This window comes from Metapseudomonas cellulosilytica, from assembly GCF_049334135.1.
Taxonomy (GTDB): domain Bacteria; phylum Pseudomonadota; class Gammaproteobacteria; order Pseudomonadales; family Pseudomonadaceae; genus Metapseudomonas.
The window spans coordinates 1-18,663 of the sequence record NZ_JBHZGN010000016.1 but is presented as its reverse complement, the minus strand read 5'-3'; the positions used below and the strand labels follow the sequence as shown (position 1 = coordinate 18,663).

The 18,663-nt window shown below is 63.6% G+C and carries 18 protein-coding genes and 1 pseudogene; 10 read left to right on the top strand and 9 right to left on the bottom strand.

Annotation, left to right across the window (positions count from 1 at the left end):
• Positions 1-80: 80 nt before the first annotated feature.
• The 4 genes from trpE to trpC are packed head-to-tail and all read left to right on the top strand — an operon-like array spanning position 81 to position 4,054.
• Positions 81-1,568, top strand: a complete 1,488-nt coding sequence (gene trpE / locus ACFW0H_RS19610; RefSeq protein ID WP_422915529.1) for an anthranilate synthase component I — start codon at positions 81-83, stop codon at positions 1,566-1,568.
• A gap of 10 nt (positions 1,569-1,578) precedes the next feature.
• The gene (locus tag ACFW0H_RS19605; protein ID WP_422915528.1) at positions 1,579-2,172 is read left to right on the top strand and encodes an aminodeoxychorismate/anthranilate synthase component II; all 594 of its coding nucleotides are present in this window, start codon (positions 1,579-1,581) and stop codon (positions 2,170-2,172) included.
• Positions 2,172-3,221: an anthranilate phosphoribosyltransferase gene (trpD, locus tag ACFW0H_RS19600; RefSeq protein ID WP_422915527.1), complete on the top strand. Its 1,050-nt coding sequence runs from the start codon at positions 2,172-2,174 to the stop codon at positions 3,219-3,221. Before ACFW0H_RS19605 ends, trpD begins: the two co-directional genes overlap by 1 nt.
• Complete coding sequence (trpC, locus tag ACFW0H_RS19595; RefSeq protein ID WP_422915526.1) at positions 3,218-4,054, top strand: indole-3-glycerol phosphate synthase TrpC; 837 nt, start codon at positions 3,218-3,220, stop codon at positions 4,052-4,054. The genes trpD and trpC overlap by 4 nt, the downstream gene beginning before the upstream one ends.
• Before the next feature lie 60 nt (positions 4,055-4,114).
• On the opposite strand, the gene crp is transcribed toward trpC, so the two are convergent.
• On the bottom strand, positions 4,115-4,759 hold the full coding sequence (gene crp / locus ACFW0H_RS19590) for a cAMP-activated global transcriptional regulator CRP (RefSeq protein WP_377696703.1): 645 nt from the start codon (positions 4,757-4,759) through the stop codon (positions 4,115-4,117).
• Between the two features lie 226 nt (positions 4,760-4,985).
• Here crp and ACFW0H_RS19585 point away from each other — a divergent pair, with 226 nt between their 5' ends.
• Positions 4,986-5,411, top strand: coding sequence for an OsmC family protein (locus ACFW0H_RS19585; RefSeq protein WP_422915525.1), 426 nt, complete (start codon positions 4,986-4,988; stop codon positions 5,409-5,411).
• A gap of 251 nt (positions 5,412-5,662) precedes the next feature.
• Positions 5,663-6,457: an adenosylmethionine decarboxylase gene (speD, locus tag ACFW0H_RS19580; protein WP_422915524.1), complete on the top strand. Its 795-nt coding sequence runs from the start codon at positions 5,663-5,665 to the stop codon at positions 6,455-6,457.
• A 61-nt stretch (positions 6,458-6,518) separates the two neighbouring features.
• Here speD and coq7 read toward each other — a convergent pair whose 3' ends face one another.
• Both coq7 and ACFW0H_RS19570 read right to left on the bottom strand, forming a co-directional pair.
• Entirely contained in the window at positions 6,519-7,166 is a 648-nt protein-coding gene (gene coq7, locus ACFW0H_RS19575; RefSeq protein ID WP_422915523.1) for a 2-polyprenyl-3-methyl-6-methoxy-1,4-benzoquinone monooxygenase, read from the bottom strand.
• Positions 7,167-7,250: 84 nt separating this feature from the next.
• Entirely contained in the window at positions 7,251-7,589 is a 339-nt protein-coding gene (locus tag ACFW0H_RS19570; protein WP_422915522.1) for a histidine triad nucleotide-binding protein, read from the bottom strand.
• Between the two features lie 89 nt (positions 7,590-7,678).
• Here ACFW0H_RS19570 and ACFW0H_RS19565 point away from each other — a divergent pair, with 89 nt between their 5' ends.
• A complete protein-coding gene (locus tag ACFW0H_RS19565) occupies positions 7,679-9,160 on the top strand; it encodes an AAA family ATPase (protein WP_422915521.1) in 1,482 nt (493 codons plus the stop codon).
• Here the strand turns inward: ACFW0H_RS19565 and ACFW0H_RS19560 are convergent.
• From ACFW0H_RS19560 to hemJ, 4 genes and pseudogenes are all read right to left on the bottom strand, one after another.
• Positions 9,160-9,955 (bottom strand): annotated as a pseudogene (locus tag ACFW0H_RS19560) (SDR family NAD(P)-dependent oxidoreductase); the annotation flags it as partial. The gene ACFW0H_RS19565 and the pseudogene ACFW0H_RS19560 sit on opposite strands and share 1 nt — an antisense overlap.
• A gap of 56 nt (positions 9,956-10,011) precedes the next feature.
• Positions 10,012-11,043, bottom strand: a complete 1,032-nt coding sequence (locus ACFW0H_RS19555) for a DUF805 domain-containing protein (protein ID WP_422915520.1) — start codon at positions 11,041-11,043, stop codon at positions 10,012-10,014.
• 144 nt (positions 11,044-11,187) lie between these two features.
• Positions 11,188-12,150 (bottom strand): NAD(P)H-dependent flavin oxidoreductase, encoded by a 963-nt coding sequence (locus tag ACFW0H_RS19550; RefSeq protein WP_422915519.1) that lies wholly within the window; start codon positions 12,148-12,150, stop codon positions 11,188-11,190.
• A 20-nt stretch (positions 12,151-12,170) separates the two neighbouring features.
• Positions 12,171-12,596 (bottom strand): protoporphyrinogen oxidase HemJ, encoded by a 426-nt coding sequence (gene hemJ / locus ACFW0H_RS19545; RefSeq protein ID WP_422915518.1) that lies wholly within the window; start codon positions 12,594-12,596, stop codon positions 12,171-12,173.
• 134 nt (positions 12,597-12,730) lie between these two features.
• Between hemJ and argC the strand changes: the two genes are divergently transcribed.
• Positions 12,731-13,765 (top strand): N-acetyl-gamma-glutamyl-phosphate reductase, encoded by a 1,035-nt coding sequence (gene argC / locus ACFW0H_RS19540; RefSeq protein ID WP_422915517.1) that lies wholly within the window; start codon positions 12,731-12,733, stop codon positions 13,763-13,765.
• Positions 13,766-13,916: 151 nt separating this feature from the next.
• Positions 13,917-14,267: an iron-sulfur cluster insertion protein ErpA gene (gene erpA, locus ACFW0H_RS19535; protein WP_003450681.1), complete on the top strand. Its 351-nt coding sequence runs from the start codon at positions 13,917-13,919 to the stop codon at positions 14,265-14,267.
• 57 nt (positions 14,268-14,324) lie between these two features.
• On the opposite strand, the gene ACFW0H_RS19530 is transcribed toward erpA, so the two are convergent.
• Together ACFW0H_RS19530 and ACFW0H_RS19525 are read right to left on the bottom strand one after the other, a co-directional pair.
• Positions 14,325-15,416, bottom strand: a complete 1,092-nt coding sequence (locus tag ACFW0H_RS19530) for an anhydro-N-acetylmuramic acid kinase (RefSeq protein WP_422915516.1) — start codon at positions 15,414-15,416, stop codon at positions 14,325-14,327.
• A gap of 3 nt (positions 15,417-15,419) precedes the next feature.
• Positions 15,420-16,859, bottom strand: coding sequence for a peptidoglycan DD-metalloendopeptidase family protein (locus ACFW0H_RS19525; protein WP_422915515.1), 1,440 nt, complete (start codon positions 16,857-16,859; stop codon positions 15,420-15,422).
• Between the two features lie 183 nt (positions 16,860-17,042).
• Between ACFW0H_RS19525 and tyrS the strand changes: the two genes are divergently transcribed.
• Complete coding sequence (gene tyrS, locus ACFW0H_RS19520) at positions 17,043-18,242, top strand: tyrosine--tRNA ligase (RefSeq protein ID WP_422915514.1); 1,200 nt, start codon at positions 17,043-17,045, stop codon at positions 18,240-18,242.
• Positions 18,243-18,663: the final 421 nt, after the last annotated feature.

Here is an 18,663-nt window from a genome sequence, read left to right as displayed (position 1 = left end):
CCGGATACTCCGGCGCGCTTGCACACCGACGTCTTCATCTCCAGGAGCCCCCGAGGGGCTCCCCGCCCACGAGGCTGATCATGACCCGCGAAGAATTCCTGCGTTTGGCCGCCGAAGGCTACAACCGCATCCCGCTTGCATTCGAAACCCTGGCGGATTTCGACACCCCCCTGTCCCTCTACCTGAAGCTCGCCGATACCCCGTACTCCTATCTGCTGGAGTCCGTGCAGGGCGGTGAGAAGTGGGGCCGTTACTCCATCATCGGCCTGCAGAGCCGCACCGTGCTGCGTGCCCATGGCCCCGCGGTCAGCGTCAGCGTCGATGACGTCGAGGTGGAAAGCCACGATTGCGAAGACCCGCTGGCCTTCGTCGAGGACTTCAAGGAGCGCTACCAGGTGGCGCCCATCGCCGGCCTGCCGCGCTTCAATGGCGGCCTGGTGGGCTACTTCGGCTACGACTGCGTGCGTTATGTCGAGAAGCGCCTGGCCAACTGCCCGAACCCGGACCCGCTGGGGACCCCGGACATCCTGCTGATGGTCTCCGACGCGGTGATCGTGTTCGACAACCTGGCGGGCAAGCTGCACGCCATCGTCCTGGTCGACCCGAGCCAGCCCGATGCCTTCGAGCAGGGCCAGGCCCGCCTGGCCCTGCTGCGTCAGAAGCTGCGCCAGACGGTGGTGCCGCGCCTCGGTGTCGACCCGAGCCTGCCGGTGGGTGGCGAGCCGGACTTCCGCTCCAGTTTCACCCGCGAGGACTACGAGCAGGCGGTGCGGGAGATCAAGGAATACATCCTGGCTGGCGATTGCATGCAGGTGGTGATCTCCCAGCGCATGTCGATCCCCTTCAAGGCCGCGCCCATCGATCTCTACCGCGCGCTGCGCTGCTTCAACCCCACCCCCTACATGTACTTCTTCAACTTCGGCGACTTCCACGTGGTGGGCAGTTCGCCGGAGGTGCTGGTACGGGTCGAGGACGGTCTGGTCACCGTGCGCCCCATCGCCGGCACCCGCCCGCGCGGTGCCACCGAGGAAGCCGATCGGGCGCTGGAAGAGGACCTGCTCTCCGACGCCAAGGAACTGGCCGAACACCTGATGCTGATCGACCTCGGCCGCAACGATGTCGGCCGCGTCTCCAGCACCGGCTCGGTCAAGGTCACCGAGAAGATGGTGATCGAGCGCTACTCCAACGTGATGCACATCGTTTCCAACGTCACCGGCCAGCTCAAGGAAGGCGTCTCCGCCATGGCGGCGCTGCGTGCCATCCTGCCGGCCGGCACCCTCTCCGGCGCGCCGAAGATCCGCGCCATGGAGATCATCGACCAGCTCGAACCGGTCAAGCGTGGCGTCTACGGCGGCGCCGTGGGCTACCTGGCCTGGAACGGCAACATGGACACGGCCATCGCAATCCGCACGGCGGTCATCAAGGACGGCGAACTGCATGTACAGGCCGGCGCCGGCATCGTCGCCGACTCGGTCCCGGCACTGGAGTGGGAAGAGACGCTGAACAAGCGCCGCGCCATGTTCCGTGCCGTGGCCCTCGCCGAACAGACCGCCAAGACCGACGCTTGAGGATTGCACCATGCTGCTGATGATCGATAACTACGACTCTTTTACCTACAACGTGGTGCAGTACCTCGGCGAGCTGGGCGCGGATGTGCACGTGATCCGCAACGACGAGCTGTCCGTCGCCGAGATCGAGGCGCTGAACCCGGAACGCATCGTGGTTTCCCCCGGCCCCTGCACGCCCAATGAAGCCGGCGTGTCGCTGGAGGTGATCCGCCACTTCGCGGGCAAGCTGCCGATTCTCGGCGTCTGCCTGGGTCACCAGAGCATCGGCCAGGCCTTCGGTGGCGACGTGGTGCGTGCGCGCCAGGCCATGCATGGCAAGACCAGCCCGGTATTCCACAAGGACCAGGGCGTGTTCGAAGGCCTGAACCACCCGCTCACCGTCACCCGCTACCACTCCCTGGTGGTGAAGCTGGACACCCTGCCCGACGAACTGGAAGTCACCGCCTGGACCCAGCATGAAGACGGTTCGGTGGACGAGATCATGGGGCTGCGCCACAAGACGCTGAATATCGAGGGTGTGCAGTTCCATCCGGAGTCCATCCTTACCGAACAGGGCCACGAACTGCTGGCCAACTTCCTCAAGCAGACCGGCGGAGTGCGCTGATGGACATCAAGGAAGCCCTGAACCGGGTGGTCAACCAGCTGGACCTGACCACCGAAGAGATGCAGGACGTCATGCGCCTGATCATGACCGGCCAGTGCACCGACGCGCAGATCGGCGCATTCCTCATGGGCATGCGCATGAAGAGCGAGACGATCGAAGAGATCGTCGGTGCCGTCGCGGTCATGCGTGAGCTGGCCACCCGAGTGGAGCTCTCCAGCCTCGACCATGTGGTCGACGTAGTGGGCACCGGCGGCGATGGCGCCAACATCTTCAACGTCTCTTCCGCCGCCACCTTTGTGGTCGCCGCGGCGGGCGGCAAGGTGGCCAAGCACGGCAACCGCGCGGTGTCCGGCAAGACCGGCAGCGCCGACGTACTGGAAGCCGCCGGCATTTACCTTGACCTCAAGCCCGAACAGGTGGCCCGCTGCATCGAGAGCATCGGCGTTGGCTTCATGTTCGCCCAGGTCCATCACAAGGCCATGAAGTACGCTGCCGGCCCGCGCCGCGAACTGGGCCTGCGTACCCTGTTCAACATGCTCGGTCCGCTGACGAACCCGGCGGGTGTCAAGCACCAGGTGGTCGGCGTGTTCAGCCAGGCGCTGTGCCGCCCGCTGGCTGAGGTGCTCAAGCGCCTGGGCAGCGAGCACATCCTGGTCGTGCATTCGAAGGACGGCCTGGATGAGGTGAGCCTGGCTGCGCCCACCCATGTCGCCGAACTGAAGAACGGCGAAGTGACCGAGTACCAGATCCAGCCCGAGGACTTCGGCATCAAGAGCCAGAGCCTGATCGGCCTCACCGTGGGCAGCCCCCAGGAATCCCTGGAGCTGATCCGCGACGCCCTCGGCAAGCGCAAGACCGAAAACGGCCAGAAGGCCGCCGACATGATCGTGCTGAACGCCGGCGCGGCGCTCTATGCCGCCGACCTCGCTTCCAGCCTGAAAGAAGGTGTGCGCCTGGCGCAGGACGCCCTGCACACTGGCCTAGCCCGCGAGAAACTGGACGAGCTGGCCTCCTTTACCGCGGTGTTCCGAGTGGAGAATGAAGCGTGAGCATCCCTACCGTTCTTGAGAAGATCCTGGCGCGCAAGGCCGAGGAAGTGGCCGAGCGCCGTGCGCGGGTGTCCCTGGCCGAGGTCGAGGCGCTGGCCCGCGCCGCCGACGCTCCCCGCGGCTTCGCCCGGGCGCTGCTGGAGCGTGCCGAGCGGCACGAGCCGGCGGTGATCGCCGAGGTGAAAAAGGCTTCGCCGAGCAAGGGCGTGCTGCGTGAGAATTTCGTGCCGGCACAGATCGCCCGCAGCTACGAGGCCGGCGGTGCGGCCTGCCTGTCGGTGCTGACCGACGTGGACTTCTTCCAGGGTAGCGATGCCTACCTGCAGGAGGCCCGCGCCGCCTGCTCGTTGCCGGTGATTCGCAAGGACTTCCTGATCGACCCCTACCAGGTAGTCGAGGCCCGAGCCCTTGGCGCCGACTGCATCCTGCTGATCGTTTCTGCGCTGGAAGACGCACGGATGAAGGAGCTGGCGGCCACCGCCAAGGACGTCGGCCTCGACGTACTGGTGGAAGTGCATGACAGCGCGGAACTGGATCGAGCGCTGAGCTGCCTGGACACCCCGCTGGTCGGTATCAACAACCGCAACCTGCACACCTTCGAGGTCAGCCTGGAAACCACCCTGGACCTACTGCCGCGCATTCCGCGTGACCGTCTGGTGGTGACCGAGAGCGGCATCCTCAATCGCGCCGACGTGGAGCTGATGGAGGTCAGCGGCGTCTACGCCTTCCTGGTGGGCGAGGCCTTCATGCGCGCCGAAGAACCGGGCACCGAGCTGAGCCGGCTGTTCTTCCCCGAGCGTAACCGCGTGGTGGCGGGTATCGATCCGGACTGATCCGGGTCTTTGCAGAGGGCATGAAAAAGCCGGCTTGCGCCGGCTTTTTCGTCTGTGGCTTCAGCGGGTGCCGAAGACCACCATCGTCTTTCCCTTTACGTGTACCAGGCCTTGTTCCTCCAGGCTCTTCAGTACGCGGCCGACCATCTCCCGCGAACAACCGACGATGCGACCGATTTCCTGGCGGGTGATCTTGATCTGCATGCCGTCCGGGTGAGTCATGGCGTCCGGCTGTTTGCACAGGTCCAGCAGGGTGCGCGCCACGCGGCCGGTTACGTCGAGGAAGGCCAGGTCGCCCACCTTGCGCGTGGTATTGCGCAGGCGGTCGGCCATCTGGCTGCCCAGGGCGTAGAGGATCTCCGGATCCTGTTGCGTGAGTTCACGGAATTTGGCGTAGCTCAGCTCCGCCACTTCGCATTCAGTCTTGGCGCGGACCCACGCGCTGCGTTCCTTTTCGGTGCCTTCCTTGTCGAACAGGCCCATCTCGCCGAAGAAGTCCCCGGCATTGAGGTAGGCGATGATCATCTCGCGACCGTCGTCATCCTCGATCAGGATGGTGACGGAGCCCTTGATGATGAAGAAGAGGGTTTCGCAGCGATCGCCCGCATAAATGATGGTGCTCTTGGCCGTGTAACGGCGGCGATGACAATGCGCGAGTAGCTTGTCCAGGCTCTTTATTTTTGGTGTGAGGGTAATTGCGACCATGCCCGAGTCCCGAAAAAGAAAAGGTAAGCCTTTGTGCAGCAGGCAAATTTCTAATTGTTGTCCGGCCCAGTGTGCCAGTAATCCGGCGCCAGCTTAACAGAGGCCCCTGAATCGACAACGTGATTTTGCGACGCAGCTGACACTTGGTTAGGAACTATTTCGGGCCCGGCATGGAAAAAGCGCTGTGATAAGCTACCGCACCTTTTTCCGAGCGGAGTCCTAGGCGATGAAAGCACGCATCCAGTGGGCGGGCGAAGCCCTGTTCCTTGGTGAATCCGGCAGTGGTCATGCCGTGGTGATGGACGGTCCGCCCGAGAGCGGTGGCCGCAATCTGGGCGTGCGTCCCATGGAGATGCTGCTGCTCGGCCTCGGCGGCTGCACCAACTTCGACGTGGTGAGCATCCTGAAGAAATCCCGCCAGCCGGTGGAGAGCTGCGAAGCCTTCCTCGAAGCCGAGCGCGCTGGCGAGGACCCCAAGGTCTTCACCAAGATCCACGTGCACTTCGTGGTCAAGGGTCGCGGCCTCAAGGAGGCCCAGGTCAAGCGCGCGGTGGAACTGTCTGCCGAGAAGTACTGCTCGGCCTCCATCATGCTCGGCCGCGCCGGCGTGGAAATCACCCACGATTACGAAATCGTCGAACTCGGCGCCTGAGCCCGGTTTTCCGATGGCCGGCTGGATGAAGACATCCGGCCATCATTTTTGCGCGGCAGACTCTGGCAGACGGCGCCCGTCGTCTGCATAATTCGCCCCCTTTCAGTTTCCGGGGCCGCGGGCTCCGAACCTACGACCACAATCGCCAACGCGAAGAGGTGTAAACCGTCCTACGCAGGAGTGTCGTGCGCTTCTGACGGGCATGCTCAACCACGCGGCAGAGCCGCACACGCACAAGAGAGCACACAACGGTGAAAAGCAAACTCAAGCTCCACGGGTTCAACAACCTGACGAAGACCTTGAGCTTCAACATCTATGACATCTGCTACGCCGAGACCCCCGAGGACCAGCAGGCCTACGTCCAGTACATCGACGAAGAGTACGACGCCGAGCGCCTGACCCAGATCCTCACCGACGTAGTCGACATCATCGGTGCGAACATCCTCAACATTGCCCGCCAGGATTACGATCCCCAGGGCGCGAGCGTGACCATCCTGATCTCCGAGCAGCCGGTGACGCCCACCGACAGCCAGATCGAAGAGTCTCCCGGACCGCTGCCGGAAACCATCCTGGCGCACCTCGACAAGAGCCACATCACTGTTCACACCTACCCGGAAATCCATCCGGTGTCGGGTATCGCCACTTTCCGAGTGGACATCGACGTTTCCACCTGTGGTGTGATCTCCCCGCTGAAGGCGCTCAACTACCTGATCCACCAGTTCGACTCGGACATCGTCACCGTGGACTACCGCGTGCGCGGCTTCACCCGTGACGTGGAGGGCAGGAAGCACTTCATCGACCACGAGATCAATTCGATCCAGAACTACCTCTCCGACGACACCCAGGACGCCTATCAGATGACGGACGTCAACGTGTACCAGGAGAACATGTTCCACACCAAGATGCTGCTCAAGCAGTTCGACCTGGACAACTACCTGTTCGGCGACGCGACCCGCAACCTGACGGTCGAGCAGCGCAAGGAAGTCGAGGCGCGCGTGCGCCACGAGATGCTGGAAATCTTCTACGCCCGCAACATGCCCAACTGAGGCTGTTCGACGCGGTAAACGGAAAGGGCGCCAATTGGCGCCCTTTTTTCATCCGCAGGATTCAGATTCGATAGGTGCTCTTGGTCATGACCTTCGATAGCAGCGTCATGCCGAACTTCACCGGTGCGGGGAAGCGCAGGCCTCCGGCTTCCAGCGCACTGGTGGCATGTTGCTCCTCGTCCGTGCGCATCTGCTCGAGGATGGCGCGGGACCTGGCGTCGTCCGCCGGCAACTGCTCCAGGTGCTCGTCGAGATGCTTGCACACCTGATCCTCGGTGGCGGCGACGAAGCCCAGGCTGACCCGGTCGCTGACCAGGCCGGCCACCGCCCCGACTCCGAAGGACAGTCCATAGAAAATCGGGTTCAGCAGGCTCGGGCGGCTACCCAGTTCGCGCAGGCGCTGCTCGCACCAGGCCAGGTGGTCGACCTCTTCCTCTGCGGCGTGCTCCATGGCGGCGCGTACCTCGGGCAACTTGGCCGTCAGCGCCTGCCCCTGGTACAGGGCCTGGGCGCACACCTCGCCGGTGTGGTTGATGCGCATCAGTCCGGCGATGTGGCGGGCGTCTTCGGGGTTGAGGTCGGCATTGGGCTTGCCATCGGCGGGGGACGGGCGGAACGGCTGACCGGTGAACGGCAGCAGGGTCCGCAGCGCGGCATCGGCCTGCAGGAACAGGCGGTCGGCGGGGGAATAGGAACGTTCGCTGGCCATGCGGCACCTCCGTGGGAATCCGACGGGCATTCTACCGCAAGGGGATGACCGAGGCTTGACCGGAGTCAGGCCCCGGGAAGCGGATCAGCCCGGTGGCCAATGCATCTGCCGCTGGCCAAGCACGTGCATGTGGATGTGATAGACGGTCTGGCCACCCTGGTGGTTGCAATTCATCACCACACGGAAACCCTCGTCGCAGCCCAACTCGGCGGCCAGCCGCTGGGCCGTATGGAGCATGTGGCCGGTGAGCGCCTTGTCCTCGTCCGTGAGGTGATTGAGGGTTGGCACGTGCTTCTTCGGGATCACCAGAAAATGCACTGGCGCCTGGGGAGCGATGTCGTGGAAGGCGAAGACCTGATCGTCCTCGTAGAGCGTGCGCGCGGGAATTTGCCCGGCAGCGATTTTGCAGAACAGACAGTCCACGGGAATTCTCCGGCCTGTTATAAGAACCCCGAGTTTAGCGGTGTGTATTTTCCCCGGCCAGCGTCGGTCAGCCTCACAAGGAGCCCCCAGTGAAGAACGATATCCACGACCTCGGCCTGGTGCTGGACTCGAGGGTCAAGCTGATCCTGATCGAATCCTGGGACGAGCGGCGGGTGCTGGAAACCCTCACCAGCCTGGCGGTCAAGCGTGGATTGGGTTTGTGCACCTGGGCGGTCAGCGAAGGATTGCAGCGCCTGGGGTTTGGTGGCGAGCGCCTGGGCGAGGATGACAGTCGCGAACCGGAGGCAGCTCTCAAACTGATCAAGGCCGACCCGCAGCCCAACCTCTACGTGATGTGCGACTTGCATCCCTACCTCAGCGACAACCCCAAGGTGGTTCGGCTGCTCAAGGAAGTCGCCATGGCCGAGGGCAACCACAAGCCTACGCTGGTGCTGGTGTCCCATGCCCTCAAGCTGCCGCCGGAAGTCCAGCGTTACGCGGCGCGCTTCGATCTGGCACTGCCGAGCGAGGATGAATTGCTCGGGATTGTCCGTGAGGAAGCGGCGCGCTGGAGCGAGCGCAATCGCGGGTCCCGGGTTCGGACTGACAACCGTACCCTGCAGCAGGTGGTGAAGAACCTGCGCGGCATGAGCCACGGCGAGGCCCGCGCCCTGGCGCGCAACCTGATTTGTGACGACGGCGCCATCACTCAGGAGGACCTGCCGGAGCTGAACAAGGCCAAGTTCCAGCTGCTGGACCTGGAGGGCGTGCTCAGCTTCGAACACGAGAGGGCACGCTTCGCCGAGGTCGGTGGCTTGGGCAACCTCAAGCGCTGGCTGGCTGACCGCCAGGTGGCGCTATTGGATGAAAAGGGCGTGGATCGACCCCGGGGCGTGCTGCTGGTGGGGGTGCAGGGCGGTGGCAAGAGCCTGGCGGCGAAGGCGGTCGCCGGACTCTGGGGGCTGCCGTTACTGCGCCTGGACTTCGCCTGCCTGTACAACAAGTTCTTCGGCGAGACCGAGCGCAATCTGCGCGAGGCCTTGACGCTGGCCGAGCAGATGGCGCCTTGCGTGCTCTGGATGGACGAGGTGGAAAAGGGCCTGGCCAGTGGTGACCACGACGGCGGCGTCAGCCAGCGGGTGCTGGGTACGCTGCTGACCTGGATGGCTGAGCGCAAGGCGCCGGTGTTCATGGTGGCCACCGCCAATGCCATCGACCGCCTGCCGCCGGAACTGCTGCGCAAGGGGCGCTTCGACGAATTGTTCTTCGTCGATCTGCCGCAAGCGGAGGTCCGTGCCGAGATATTTCGCATCCATCTGACTCGTCGCGAGTTGGACCCGGCGCAGTTCGAGTTGCACCAGCTGGTAGCTGCCAGCGATGGTTTTTCCGGCGCCGAAATCGAGCAGGCAGTGGTGGCCACGCTCTACGCGGCCCAGGCCCGGCAATGTCCGGCTGACCAGGCGCTGTTGCTGCACGAACTCAAGGGCACGGCGCCGCTTTCGGTGCTGATGGCCGAGTCACTGGCGAACCTGCGCGCCTGGGCGAACGGGCGCTGCGTGAAGGCCGATTGACCCCGCTCAGGGCTGGGCGAAGCGGTGGATGACGTGTCCCAGCAGACGACGCACCGCCCAGCGCGGGAACACTCGAGGGAGGAGGGCGGCCAGCCGGTTGCGCCAACCGGGGATGATGATGGCGCGGTTCCTTTCCAGGGCGCGGACGGCTACCAGCGCCACTTCCTCGGGGCTCATCATCAGCTTGCTGCCGTCCAGTTTCTCGACGCGCAGATGGGCGCCACGGAAGAACGCAGTGCGGGTCGGGCCGGGACAGAGTACCGAGACCTGCACGCCGCGCGGGCGTAGCTCTTCCCGCAAGCCTTCGGAGAAGCTCAGCACATACGCCTTGCTGGCGTAGTAATTGCTCATCCAGGCGCCGGGCTGGAATCCCGCCAGCGAGGCGACATTGAGGATCTGCCCGCCACCCTGGCGCGCCATCAGGCCCCCAATGCCGTGGCAGAGCCGGGCGAGGACGAGGATGTTCACTTCGATCAGCTCCTGCTCGCGTCCCCAGTCCTGGTCGACGAAGCAGCCGGAGGTTCCGAGGCCGGCGTTGTTCACCAGCAGGTCGATCTCCAGTTCCCCTTGCTCCAGGTCCATCAGCAGGCCGGAGACTTGCAAGGGCTCAGTGAGGTCGCAGTAGCGAAACAGCACGTCCACGCCGAAACGCTGGGTAAGCTCGCAGGCGATGCTCTCCAGTGCGTCCCGCTGGCGGGCCACCAGCAGCAGATGCCGTCCACGTCGTGCCAGGGCCTCCGCCAGGGCCAGGCCAATACCGCTGGAGGCGCCGGTGATCAAGGCATAACGGGGCATCTGGGAGTTCTCCGTGGAGGGGCCGGGTTGGACAGCTCCGGCCCCGGGGAGTTTGCTTACTGTGCGGATTCGCCTTCTAGGGCGGGAGTTTCGGCCGGCTGCTCGAAGCTGGCGGCATCGCCCATCTGGGCGCGCATCAGATAGTCCTGGTAGGCCGGGATCGAAACGGCGGCGACTATACCGATAATTGGCACGAGGATGACCAGCCAGGCCAGCACTATCACTGAGCGGCTGTTCGGCGGCGGCGGCGGACCGTAGCGATTCGGGCCCGCTGTTCCGGGCATGAAGAGCATCAGCAGGGCGAACACGCTGCCGACCACCGGGACGAAGTTCAGCAGCCAGAGCCAGCCTGACCAGCCGATGTCGTGCAGGCGCTGGACGCCGATGCAGACGCTGATCACCACCATGGCCACGCAGGCGGCCATCGTCAGCACGCCGGCCAGGGCGCTGGACAGGGTGAAGCTGCCGAGGATCACACCGCCCAGCGGCAGGAAAGCGAGCATCAGGGCCATGCTCCAGCCCAGATAACGAACGCGGCCGATGCGTCCCTGGGCACTGAGCACTTTCAGTTCGGCGTATTCCGGTAGCTGATCGCCCACCTGCGCTTGTGGTGGTGCATAGGGCGATGCGCTGTCGCTGCTGGTGATGGACGCCTTCACTTGCGCAGCTTCCTCGGTCAGTTGCGCCTGGCGAGCCAGATACTTGTCGATGATGATCCCGCAGGCCTGGCACTCCGAAGCCTTGGGCTGTTCATGGCCGCATTTCGGGCAGCGCATGGTGTCGACGGCAATCGCGGTTCCGGGGGGATTCGCTGCCGGGTGGTTGGCCGTGGTGCTCAGGCCGAGGCCGGCCGCCACCTCGTGCTCCTTGCGGACCTTGGCGCCGGCGCGCTGAAGCGCGGCGAGGTATTTGTCCGCCTCGGCTTCCGGCAGGTCGCGCTTGAGGGCGATGCTGCGCCCGCCAAACAGGCTGTCGATCTTGCCGGTATCGCTCTTGAACAGGCGGGCGAGGTTCTCCTTGACGGTTTCCAGGGCCACGCCGGGCATGGGTTCACCGTCGAAGACAATCTTGTAGCGGGCTTCGGTCATGCGGCCATCCTTGTCGGCGACAGAAAGAGATGATGGCACAGCGTAATTGCGCTCCGGCCCAGGGTACAAGCGGCTTGGCGCACAAAATACGCAGGCTTCTGGCCCGATGCGCCGGGTGCAGCAGCCCTGAACCGGGGCGTGGTTTCATCGAGTCCAGCGTTGCCCCAACTGGCCGGCCTTGTCGCGCGCGGCACGGTATTCCTGGTCGAGGCGGGCGATCAGTTCAGCCACCGTGGGCAGGTCGCGGATATTGCCAACGCCCTGGCCGGCGGACCACACGGTCTTCCAGGCCTTCGCCTCGTCGCTGACCGGCTTGAGCTTCTCGCCGTAGTTGATGTCAGCCTTGTCCATGAGGCGCTTGAGGTCATAGCCGGCCGCCTCGAGGCTCTGCCGCATGAAGCTGGCAGGTACACCGGAGACCGCCGGAGTGTGGATGATGTCGGCGGCGCGGGCGTCGAGGATCATCTGTTTGTAGCGGGTTTCCGCATCGCTCTGCTGGGTGGCGATGAAGCGGGTGCCGAGGTAGGCCAGATCGGCACCGAGCATCTGCGCGGCGAAGATCTCGTGGCCGTGGTTGAGGCAGCCGGCCAGCAGCAGGGTCTTGTCGAAGAACTGGCGGATCTCGGCGATCAACGCGAAGGGGCTCCAGGTACCGGCATGGCCGCCGGCGCCAGCGGCAACCGCGATCAGGCCATCCACCCCCGCTTCCGCGGCTTTCTCGGCATGGCGGCGGGTGGTGACGTCATGGAACACCAGGCCGCCATAGCTGTGCACCGCGTCCACCACTTCCTTCACCGCGCCGAGGCTGGTGATGACGATGGGCACACGCTTTTCCACACAGATCGCCACATCGGCCTGAAGACGGGGATTGCTGTGGTGGACGATGAGGTTGACCGCATAGGGGGCCGCATTCGCGTCCAGGCCCGACTCGATCTCTTCCAGCCAGGCGCGGAAACCGCTGCTTTCTCGCTGGTTCAGTGCCGGAAAGCTGCCGACGATGCCGCTATTGCAGCAGGCCAGGACCAGCCTGGGGTTGGACACCAGGAACATCGGCGCCGCCACGACCGGCAGGCGCAGACGTTGATCGAGCAGGGCGGGCAGGGACATCTGGCATTCCTCATGTCAGGTCAGAAGGGCTTGACCACCACCAGGATCACGATGGCGACCAAAAAGAGCACCGGAACTTCGTTGAACCAGCGGTAGAACACATGGCCGCGGCGGTTCTCGCCGCGGGCGAAGCGCTTGAGCAAGCCGCCGCAGGCGTGGTGGTAGCCGATCAGCAGCACCACCAGCGTGAGCTTGGCATGCAGCCAGCCCTGGCTCAGCCAGCCGGTATTGAGATAGAGCATCCAGAGGCCGAACACCAGGGTGGCGATCATCGAGGGGCCCATGATGCCGCGGTAGAGCTTGCGCTCCATGACCTTGAAACGCTCGCGGCTGGCTTCGTCCTCGGCCATGGCGTGGTAGACGAAGAGTCGTGGCAGGTAGAACAGGCCGGCGAACCAGCAGACGATGGCGATGATGTGCAGGGCCTTGAGCCACAAGTAGAGCATGGGGACGGTTTCCAGAGTGCAGATGGGCCCGATAGTAGAGGCTCGACCGGCCGCACGTCACCTCGGCGGTTGGCCCCTGGCCAATGCGGCCTTATCATCGGCAGCTTTCCAATCGGTTCTTTGAGGGGCAAGTGATGGTCAAGGTCGGAATCGTCGGCGGCACGGGCTACACCGGTGTCGAACTGCTGCGTCTGCTGGCTCAGCATCCGCAGGCGGAGGTCGCGGTAATCACCTCGCGATCCGAGGCCGGAGTGAAGGTCGCCGATATGTATCCGAACCTGCGCGGACATTACGACAATCTTGCCTTCAGTGTGCCGGACGTGGCCACCCTGGGGGGCTGCGATGTGGTGTTCTTCGCCACGCCCCACGGTGTCGCCCATGCCCTGGCCGGCGAACTGCTGGATGCCGGTACCCGGGTGATCGACCTCTCCGCCGACTTCCGCCTGCAGGACGCCGAGGAATGGGCCAAATGGTACGGCCAGCCCCACGGTGCACCTGCGCTGCTGCCGGAAGCCGTTTACGGCTTGCCGGAAGTGAACCGCGAGGCCATCAAGGGCGCGCGCCTGATTGCGGTGCCCGGTTGCTACCCGACCGCCACCCAGTTGGGTTTCATCCCGCTGCTCGAGGCCGGTCTGGCGGACACCAGCCAGTTGATCGCCGACTGCAAGTCCGGCGTCAGCGGCGCTGGCCGTGGTGCCAAGGTGGGTTCGCTGTTCTGTGAAGCCGGCGAAAGCATGATGGCGTACTCGGTGAAGGGCCACCGCCACCTGCCGGAAATCAGCCAGGGATTGCGCCGTGCCGCCAATGGTCCCGTTGGCCTGACCTTCGTGCCGCACCTGACCCCGATGATCCGCGGTATCCATGCCACCCTGTACGCCAACGTGGCGGACAAGAGCGTCGACCTGCAGGCCCTGTTCGAGAAGCGCTATGCCAATGAGCCCTTCGTCGATGTGATGCCGGCCGGCAGCCATCCGGAAACCCGCAGCGTGCGGGGTGCCAACGTCTGCCGCATCGCCGTGCACCGTCCCCAGGGCGGCGACCTGGTGGTGGTGCTGTCGGTGATCGACAACCTGGTCAAGGGCGCATCCGGCCAGGCGGTGCAGAACCTCAACATCATGTTCGGCCTCGAGGAGCGCCTGGGTCTTTCCCACGCCGCCCTGCTGCCCTGATGGTGCGCTGCGCCGGTGGCCTGGCCACCGGCGCGGCACTTCGATCCATGGAACGGGTCGAAACGCTTAATAGTTGACCAGTTTTCTAGGGTAAGCGGATAATGCCTCGCCTTAGCGCAGTATGGCGGCGTCGAGCCGGGAGAGTTGCAGCATGAGCGTCGAAACCTTCACCCCTTCAGCCCTGATGTTCACCGAAGGTGCGGCCAGCAAGGTGAAGAACCTGATCGATGAAGAGGGCAATCCGCGCCTGAAGCTTCGTGTCTTCGTCACCGGTGGTGGCTGCTCGGGCTTCCAGTACGGCTTCACCTTCGATGAGGACGTGGCGGACGATGACACCATTGTCGAGCGCGACGGCGTCAGCCTGGTCGTCGATCCGATGAGCTTCCAGTACCTGGCAGGTGCTGAAGTGGATTACCAGGAAGGCCTGGAGGGATCGCGCTTCGTGATCAAGAATCCCAACGCCTCCACCACTTGCGGCTGTGGCCAGTCGTTCTCGATCTGATCCCGCATTCGTACAGAGAAACGCCGTGCCCTTGGGCGCGGCGTTTTCGTTTGTGCATCAGGCGGGATAGATCGCGCCGAGGATGCGCAGGCCCCTGGCGCCAGTGACACTGGGGCGATTGGTGGGAATGCCTTCCAGGCAGCAGTGGGCGAGCCAGGCGAAGGCCATCGCCTCGACCCAGTCGGGGTCCACGCCGAACTCGGCGGTGCTGCAGACGCGGGTGCCAGGCAGCAAGTCAGCCAGGCGCAGCATCAACTGGCGATTGTGAGCGCCACCTCCGCAGACCAGCAGGTCATCAGTCCTGGGCTGCGCCGCACGTAGCGCCTCGGTGATGCTGCGGGCGGTGAGTTCCAGCAGGGTGGCCTGCACATCCACGGGCTTGAAGAGCGGCAGGCGTGCCAGATGGGACTGCAGCCAGCTCAGGTTGAACAGCTCGCGACCGGTGCTCTTCGGCCCCCGGGTGGTGAAGAATGCGTCGCCGAACAGGGTGTCCAGCAGGCGCTGCTGCAGCGTACCGCTGGCGGCCCAGTCACCGTTGCGGTCGTAGCTCTCGCCACGCTGGAGGTGAATCCAGGCGTCGAGCAGGACATTACCCGGGCCGCAGTCGAATCCGTGCACGGGTTTGCCTGGCTCGATCAGGCTCAGATTGCTGAATCCACCGACATTGAGCACGGCGCGATGGCTGTTGGCGTCGCCGAACAGCGATTCGTGGAAGGCTGGAACCAGAGGCGCGCCCTGGCCCCCGGCAGCGACATCGCGGCGGCGAAAGTCGCCAACCACGCTGATGCCGGTGAGCTCGGCCAGCAGGGCAGGATTGCCGATCTGGATGGTGAAGCCGCGCGCCGGCTCGTGGCGAACGGTCTGGCCGTGGCTGCCGATGGCGCGGATATCCTTCGCCCCCAGGTTGTTGCGTACCAGCAGCGCATTGATGCCGGCGGCGGCCAGTTCGACCCAGCCATTTTCCGCCAGGGCGGCGCGCGCCAGCTCGTCGGGACCGGACGCGCAGAGCGCCAGCAGGTCGCCCCGTAGCGAGGCGGGCATGGGAATGTAATGGGTGTCGAGGAGGGTGACGCGGTCGGTCTGTTCGACCAGGGCGATGTCCAGGCCATCAAGGCTGGTCCCGGACATCACCCCCAGATAGCGCGGCATGGGTCAGCGCTTGTTCAGGGCCAGCATGGTGGCCTTTTCCTGGTCCATGCGCGCCAGCAACGGCTTGGTCATCTGCAGGAAGCGCTTCTTCTCTGCAGCCATCAGCGGGTCGGCCATCGGCAGCTTCACGCCAAGCGGGTCGACGTGCACGCCGTTCACCTGGAACTCGTAGTGCAGGTGCGGGCCGGTGGATAGACCGGTGGTGCCCACGTAGCCGATGATCTGTCCCTGCTTCACACTGCCGCCGGTACGGATACCCTTGGCGAAGCCCTGCATATGGCCGTACAGGGTCTTGTACTTGCTCCCGTGCTGGATGATCACCGCATTGCCGTAACCGCCGCGACGACCGGCCAGGAGGACCTTGCCGTCGCCGGTGGCCTTGATCGGTGTGCCGCGGGGAGCAGCGTAGTCGACGCCCTTGTGGGCGCGGAGCTTGTTCAGGATCGGATGGCGGCGACCATTGGAGAATCGCGAGCTGATGCGGGCGAAGTCCACCGGCGTGCGGATGAAGGCCTTGCGCATGGCGGTACCGTCACCACGGAGGTAGGTGGCGGTGCCCTGCTTGTCGACGTAGCGGACCGCGGAGAAGGTCTTGCCACGGTTGGTGAAGCGCGCGGCGAGGATTTCCCCGCTGCCGACCTTCTTGCCGTCGACCACCTTCTCTTCGTAGATCATCTCGAACTCGTCGCCTTCGCGGATGTCGAGGGCGAAGTCGATGTCGTAGCCGAAGATGTTGGCCAGGTCCATGGTCAGGTCATGGGACAGGCCGGCGCGCTTGGCGGAGAGGAACAGCGAGCTGTCGATCACGCCGCGGGCATAGGCCGAGCGAAGTTCCGGCTTGATCATGTCCCGCTTGAAAGCGTAACCCTTGGCGGATTTTTCCAGGTGGACGCTCTCGAGGCCGCTCAGCTTGGTGCTGATCCTCTCGAGCTCACCGCTGGGAGTCAGCTTGAATTCGAAGCTCTGGCCAACCTTGAGACGGCCGAGTTGCTTGGCGTCCTTGCTGCTGGCGAGGACGTCGTGCATAACGTTGGCGGACAGGCCGACCTTGGCGAACACGGTAGACAGAGTATCGCCATTGCCCACGGTCACAGTCTTGAGGCTGGGATCGACAGGCGTCTGGGTGGTGGCGAGGTCGGTGGTTTCTTCTTTCTTCTTGTCCGCGTCTTTTCCGGCGCTGTTCTGGTTCTCGGCTGGGTTCTCGATCTTGGCGAATGGCGAGATACCCTCATCCCCGGTGACTGATCCTGGTCGAAGGTCGTCCTTCTCCTGGATCACCATCTCGGAGCCGTTCTCCAGCTCCAGGTTGATGTAGGTCTTCTTCGCCTCGACCTCGCGAGACGGGAACACCAGCAGGGCCAGGCTGAGCAGCGCAGCCACACCGCTAGCAGCCAGCAAATGGCTCTTCGGATACGGCGGCACTTTGGGTACTGATTGCGTCATGGCGTGTGGTGTTGTTTTGGAAGGTGAACTAACTGCCTAAAATATAATCAAAATCTGCCCTAGGCAACCTTGGATTGGTGCCTTCCGCTGACTGGCATCGGGGCAGGTGCAAAACTTGTAATTAGTTCGCGATCTTGTATGGTTGGTTCCCCTTTGTCTATCCAATGGTCAACGAGTCCTGTCATGAAGTCGGTTGAAGAGCAGCTGGCGCTGATCAAGCGCGGTGCGGAAGAGGTCCTGGTCGAGTCCGAGCTGGTGGAAAAGCTCAAGCGTGGCCAGCCGCTGCGCATCAAGGCCGGCTTCGACCCGACCGCTCCGGATCTCCACCTCGGCCACACCGTGCTTATTAATAAGCTGCGTCAGTTCCAGGAACTGGGGCATCAGGTGATTTTCCTGATTGGTGACTTCACCGGAATGATCGGCGACCCAAGTGGCAAGAGCGCCACTCGCCCCCCGCTGACTCGCGAGCAGGTGCTGGAGAACGCCGAGACCTACAAGGCCCAGGTATTCAAGATACTCGACCCGGCCAAGACCGAGGTCGCCTTCAACTCCACTTGGATGGACAAGCTGAGCCCGGCCGACTTCATTCGCCTGGCATCCCAGTACACCGTTGCACGCATGCTCGAGCGCGATGACTTCAGCAAGCGCTATGGCACCAATCAGCCCATTGCCATTCATGAGTTCCTCTATCCGTTGGTGCAGGGTTACGACTCCGTGGCGCTGCGTGCCGACGTCGAACTGGGCGGCACCGACCAGAAATTCAACCTGCTGATGGGGCGCGAGTTGCAGCGCGCCTATGGGCAGGAGTCCCAATGCATTCTGACCATGCCGTTGCTGGAAGGCCTGGATGGCGTCAAGAAGATGTCCAAGTCTCTGGGCAACTACGTGGGTATCCAGGAAGCGCCGGGGGTGATGTACAACAAGCTGGTCTCCATTCCCGATCAGCTGATGTGGCGTTACTTCGAGCTGCTGAGCTTCCGTTCCATGGATGAGATTGCGCAGTTCAGGCGTGATGTCGAGGCGGGGGCCAACCCGCGTGACATCAAGATCAAGCTGGCCGAGGAAATCGTGGCGCGTTTCCATGGCGAAGAGGCTGCGGCGACCGCTCACCGTTCCGCGGGCAATCGCATGAAGGAAGGCGAGCTGCCGGTCGACCTGCCAGAAGTTCAAGTGCCTTCCGCCGAGGACATGCCGATCGCTTCCGTTCTTAATAAGGCGGGCCTGGTGAAGAACGCCGCAGTCGCCCGTGACCTGCTGGGCTCTGGTGGTGTGCGCGTGGACGGTCAGGTGGTGGATCGTGGCTTCATCTTCAAGCTGGGTGCGACCCATGTTCTCCAGGCTGGAAAGAAGTCCTTTGCGCGGGTCTCGCTGGTTGCCGAATAAAAAGTTCAAGTAACTGTTGACGGCAGCTTTTGCATCCCTATAATGCGCACCACTTCCGGCGCAGTTGCCAAGCAAAACTCCTTGATAATCAACGAGTTAAGCGAATGGTGAGGGTGTCGGAAGGTTCTGCTTCGAAGTGTTCGCTTCTGGCGAATGAGGTGGAAAAAGAGGTGTTGACAGCGGGTTTGAACGCTGTAGAATTCGCCTCCCGCTGACGAGAAGAGTGAATCGGATCGGAGGCGCAAGCGGTTGAGTAGAAAAGAAAATTTCGAAAAACAGCTTGACAGTAAGAAGGGCTGCTGTAGAATGCGCGGCCTCGGTTGAGACGAAAGACTTGATCGAAACGCTCTTTAACAACTGAATCAAGCAATTCGTGTGGGTGCTTGTGAGGTAAGACTGATAGTCAACTGATTATCAGCAT

What these genes read in the sequence shown, in the direction of transcription:
- ACFW0H_RS19585 (WP_422915525.1), top strand. Translation starts at nt 4,986, where the DNA reads ATGAAAGCACGCATCCAGTGGGCGGGCGAAGCCCTGTTCCTTGGTGAA.
- hemJ (WP_422915518.1), bottom strand. Translation starts at nt 12,596, where the DNA reads ATGCTCTACTTGTGGCTCAAGGCCCTGCACATCATCGCCATCGTCTGC.
- argC (WP_422915517.1), top strand. Translation starts at nt 12,731, where the DNA reads ATGGTCAAGGTCGGAATCGTCGGCGGCACGGGCTACACCGGTGTCGAA.
- ACFW0H_RS19555 (WP_422915520.1), bottom strand. Translation starts at nt 11,043, where the DNA reads ATGACCGAAGCCCGCTACAAGATTGTCTTCGACGGTGAACCCATGCCC.
- ACFW0H_RS19525 (WP_422915515.1), bottom strand. Translation starts at nt 16,859, where the DNA reads ATGACGCAATCAGTACCCAAAGTGCCGCCGTATCCGAAGAGCCATTTG.
- trpE (WP_422915529.1), top strand. Translation starts at nt 81, where the DNA reads ATGACCCGCGAAGAATTCCTGCGTTTGGCCGCCGAAGGCTACAACCGC.
- ACFW0H_RS19550 (WP_422915519.1), bottom strand. Translation starts at nt 12,150, where the DNA reads ATGTCCCTGCCCGCCCTGCTCGATCAACGTCTGCGCCTGCCGGTCGTG.
- coq7 (WP_422915523.1), bottom strand. Translation starts at nt 7,166, where the DNA reads ATGGCCAGCGAACGTTCCTATTCCCCCGCCGACCGCCTGTTCCTGCAG.
- trpD (WP_422915527.1), top strand. Translation starts at nt 2,172, where the DNA reads ATGGACATCAAGGAAGCCCTGAACCGGGTGGTCAACCAGCTGGACCTG.
- tyrS (WP_422915514.1), top strand. Translation starts at nt 17,043, where the DNA reads ATGAAGTCGGTTGAAGAGCAGCTGGCGCTGATCAAGCGCGGTGCGGAA.
- crp (WP_377696703.1), bottom strand. Translation starts at nt 4,759, where the DNA reads ATGGTCGCAATTACCCTCACACCAAAAATAAAGAGCCTGGACAAGCTA.
- erpA (WP_003450681.1), top strand. Translation starts at nt 13,917, where the DNA reads ATGAGCGTCGAAACCTTCACCCCTTCAGCCCTGATGTTCACCGAAGGT.
- ACFW0H_RS19530 (WP_422915516.1), bottom strand. Translation starts at nt 15,416, where the DNA reads ATGCCGCGCTATCTGGGGGTGATGTCCGGGACCAGCCTTGATGGCCTG.
- ACFW0H_RS19605 (WP_422915528.1), top strand. Translation starts at nt 1,579, where the DNA reads ATGCTGCTGATGATCGATAACTACGACTCTTTTACCTACAACGTGGTG.